Origin of the sequence: Undibacterium sp. Di27W, assembly GCF_049340345.1 — a bacterium.
Lineage (GTDB): Bacteria > Pseudomonadota > Gammaproteobacteria > Burkholderiales > Burkholderiaceae_D > Undibacterium.
This window is the reverse complement of the sequence record NZ_JBMPOS010000056.1, coordinates 1-3,670: the sequence shown is the minus strand read 5'-3', so window position 1 is coordinate 3,670 and position 3,670 is coordinate 1. Positions and strand designations below refer to the sequence as shown.

The following is a 3,670-nucleotide window of genomic DNA, read 5'->3' as shown; positions in this document are numbered from 1 at the left end:
CTATCATGATCATCGCACGTAAAATATTGCGAGTTGCTTTTAGCCTGTTCAAGAACAGCGTTGATTTTAATTCTGATCTCATCTCGATAAAAACTTGACGGGAACCATAGAATCTAATCGTACCTACGCGGGCTGGCGTTAAGAGCGTTGGTGGTGAACGTCAAGGGCTTGCAGGCAATAGGCTGCAGGCAGGGTAGTGTTGCGGACGCTGGTTCGCCCGCCTGTTCAGCCAACTGGCCGCACAGAGGAGGTAAATAATGGATGATAGATTGGAAAAGGCAAGAGAAATTCGGGCCTGCATACTTACCGGGGATGCTGAGCGGTCAATTACTTTACTTAGATCGAATGCAGATATCCTGACTATGATGACTCCATTCGGGACGTGGTTGCATGTTGCCGCCGCTGCAGGGGCACTTTCAATAGCAAAGGAGTTGGTTAATTTGGGATTGGATATTAATGCACGAGGAGGAACCTTAAAAGGAAATGCTCTCAATTCAGCTGCTTCAAATGGGCATCATGAGGTTGTTAAATACCTTATCTCGCGTGGTTCTGAGCTTGACGTTACTGAGCCTGAAAGGAATCAGCTATTTAGTGCGATTTACGCGGGTAGCCTCGACACTGTAAAGGTCCTTGTTGAAAACGGTTTTGATATATCTATACAGTACAGTGGCGCTTCTATGAAAGCTATGGATGCATTGGGTTTCGCAAAGCAGAGAGGGCAGACAGAAATTGCCAGTTTTCTAAATGAATTGGAAGTTTCGAAGAACAATAAAGTGTAGCAAAAGCCGGGGTCAAGTCTCACATTCAAACATTTTCGACCTGATCCCCGGCCTGTGAGCCTGTATATGTCTGAGACAAGTCTGGCCAAGGCGATTGATTACAGTTTCAAGCGCTGGCCAGCGATTGTGCGCTATGTCAGCAGTGACCAACTACCGATCGACAATAACCGTATCGAAAACGCGATACGCCCAAGGGGCCTTCAATAGAAAGCGCTTGTTTGTGGGCATTTGATCTTGCTGGCGGGCTTGACTTCAGTCAGTTGCAGTTTGCTATCCAGCATCCAGCCACTGACACGCTTGCGGGTGAGAATATTCCCTTTTCCATAGCTGTCCATACTGATTACAAAGGCCATGGCAGATTTGCCATAACTGCATTCAGTTTCAAATTTCACGCCTTCTTTGGCTGTGACAACCGGCAAAGGAAGTGCGTACTGTTTCAAAGGCGGTTTTGCCATCTCCGCAGCACTAGCCTTTTCATAGTCGTTAATGGTATCGACAATAACTGCGGCATTTGAATAATGATCAAGTCCTGGTCCTGTTGGGTTGTCACTGGAGCGTTGTGCCAATACCTGCACAAAGTGGCCAGCGATGAATTCGGCCGTAACGTTGCCCCATTTATCTTTCCATTCCTTGCGCGACAGTGACATCGTGCTGGTGGGCGTTGTGGCCGCACCAGCGGGCTCAGCAGCCGCGGCGGGCATCGTGCTTGCGAGAGAAGCTGGCGCAGTTGCTTTGGGCGCTGGTGTAGTAACTAATGCTGATTTGACAGGAGTCGCAGCAACTTCCTCGCCCTGGAACGCATATTTACCATCGAAGGGGACATCGCCCCAGGAACTGGCGCAAGCTTCCACATGCATTTGCATGCCACCAGCTGCGCGCTTTAAGGTCATAGTGCAACGTCCCTCACTAAAGGTCCATCCGCCAGGCGCATCGGATAATTTACCTTCCCCGGCCCCGCTGCGCAAATTGCCAGGCTTGCCTTTTTCAGAAACTTCCAGTGTGAATTTGCCATCAGGTTTTACCGTCAACAAACGCTCAAAACCTTTATCGCTGGCATCATAAATACCGGCCTTAGGATAAGGATTATAGTCCGCCGCCAGCACAGGTGCGGCCAGACAGGACAATGCCAGACTCGCTGACAAAAAACGAACAGCACCAGCGGTAGTTGATTTTTTCATGTAAGCAAATGAAGTTGATAGGGTGGATGAACAAAGCTGCATATCTACATGCCCCAGGCATGGCGACAGAGCGCAATTGCTGCATTAAGCCGGATGATGGTGCATTACCGTAAAAACCATGTCAACCAATGAATTGTGTGTTTTATATTAATGCGCAACAAAGTGTAAGTAGACTTGTACGGGCTGCCTGACTTTGATGTTTGCTCTGTCGCGCTACAAGGCAATATCTCATCACATAACGATGGGCTCCCAAAGGGGTGTCGCTATGCCAGCAAACTTCTGCACAAAAGGTAGTAGCCAGCAAATATTCACCATTCGCATGCCTGGCAGAACACCTGGCCCCAAAATGCTTGTTCATGTGCTTTTTAGGGAAATATTGTCATTGATGCAATTTTCAATAGCGATATTGCATGCAAAAATATACTTTTCAATAATAATTTGACATGTAGTGTGGATATTTATTGATTGCCAACTCCCTGGGGCGAGAATAGCTTGCACGAGGTACGACATTACTACAGCAAAAATCCCCCTTGCTTATTTAAGCTAGGGCCAGTAGGTACGATAAGCGCAGCGTAGTACGCATGCAAGGCCTTGAATAAGCACAGGCCTCAATAACATCTCGTGAGGCGCACTTAGCTATCTCAACTGGCACCTGGTTGATACTTGATTGCCTACCGTGAAGCAGCCATGCTTTTTAAACAGGATAGAGAGTGAGGCTTATCATGCGTACGATTGCGCTGCGCTAATCGTACTTACGCGGGCAGACACGGCCCAGGTAAGCATGTTATTCTTTCGTCCATCGTCTCATCACCGGGTGTAAGGCGCATGTATCAGTTCGGGTGGATACCTGGTGCGACAGTCTGAAATACTTCGGCAAAAATCTCAAAAAATCGACCGTGCAGCGGAGACTACACAATGACATTCAAGCTCAAAAAATCCCAGGTGTCTTATCTGGCGATACTCTTGTCGCTGCCTTGCCTGACTTTCTCGGCCGATACTGGCAAACCCAAACCAGTGGTGAATGCGCCGGATGCAACGATATGCAGTGTCAGCGCCCTGGAGCGTACCCTGCCTTTTCCTGTTGGTGAAAAAGCCCTGTATTTTCTGAACCTCAGGGATGGTGACAAGCTGCATGCACCTTTCCGTGTGGCATTCTCGGTGTCCGGCATGGGCGTGGCCCCCGTGGCCGCGGGCGAGATCGAAGGCACGGGTCACCACCATATCCTGATCGACCTGGATTTGCCGCAAGACATCAAGAAACCCATCCCTTTTGACAAGGCCGATGAATACCAGCGCCAGCACTACAAGCATTTTGGCAAGGGCGAAACCGAGACCGTGCTCAACCTGCCACCAGGCAAACATAAACTGCGCCTGATGTTTGCCAATCACCAGCATGTGCCCTATTACATCGCCAGCAAAGAAATCAATATCGAGGTCTTGCCCAGCAAGGGTTAGTATTGAGCCAGTAGGGTGCGTTGCAACGCACCGCCTTGCGCATCACGCCACGCATTTTCTCCCGACATGGTGCGTTATAACGCACCCTACAAAACTGCCGTGCTTTTCAAGCAGAATAAAAAATGACTGTCACCATGCGTACGATTACGCTGCGCTTGTATGGTTATAAGTGACGATTTCTGGGAAACTAGAAAGCGTTGGGGTGGAGGGACAACGCTGCGCATCTGCAGTTTTAGCTGACAGACTCGATTAGAACTC

Annotated in this window: 3 protein-coding genes and 1 pseudogene; 3 read left to right on the top strand and 1 reads right to left on the bottom strand. The window is 49.0% G+C overall.

The features are described 5' to 3' along the window. Positions 1 to 257 precede the first annotated feature (257 nt). Positions 258 to 779: an ankyrin repeat domain-containing protein gene (locus ACO0LF_RS31160; RefSeq protein WP_423021246.1), complete on the top strand. Its 522-nt coding sequence runs from the start codon at positions 258 to 260 to the stop codon at positions 777 to 779. An 81-nt stretch (positions 780 to 860) separates the two neighbouring features. Beyond that, positions 861 to 980, top strand: a pseudogene (locus tag ACO0LF_RS31155) (IS66 family transposase); the annotation flags it as partial. Here the strand turns inward: ACO0LF_RS31155 and ACO0LF_RS31150 are convergent. Further along, positions 980 to 1,957: a hypothetical protein gene (locus ACO0LF_RS31150; protein WP_423021244.1), complete on the bottom strand. Its 978-nt coding sequence runs from the start codon at positions 1,955 to 1,957 to the stop codon at positions 980 to 982. The pseudogene ACO0LF_RS31155 and the gene ACO0LF_RS31150 sit on opposite strands and share 1 nt — an antisense overlap. 915 nt (positions 1,958 to 2,872) lie before the next feature. Here ACO0LF_RS31150 and ACO0LF_RS31145 point away from each other — a divergent pair. Continuing rightward, entirely contained in the window at positions 2,873 to 3,412 is a 540-nt protein-coding gene (locus ACO0LF_RS31145) for a DUF4399 domain-containing protein (protein ID WP_423021242.1), read from the top strand. Positions 3,413 to 3,670: the final 258 nt, after the last annotated feature.

Coding starts and splice junctions, on each gene's coding strand:
- ACO0LF_RS31160 (WP_423021246.1), top strand. CDS start 258: ATGGATGATAGATTGGAAAAGGCAAGAGAAATTCGGGCCTGCATACTT.
- ACO0LF_RS31150 (WP_423021244.1), bottom strand. CDS start 1,957: ATGAAAAAATCAACTACCGCTGGTGCTGTTCGTTTTTTGTCAGCGAGT.
- ACO0LF_RS31145 (WP_423021242.1), top strand. CDS start 2,873: ATGACATTCAAGCTCAAAAAATCCCAGGTGTCTTATCTGGCGATACTC.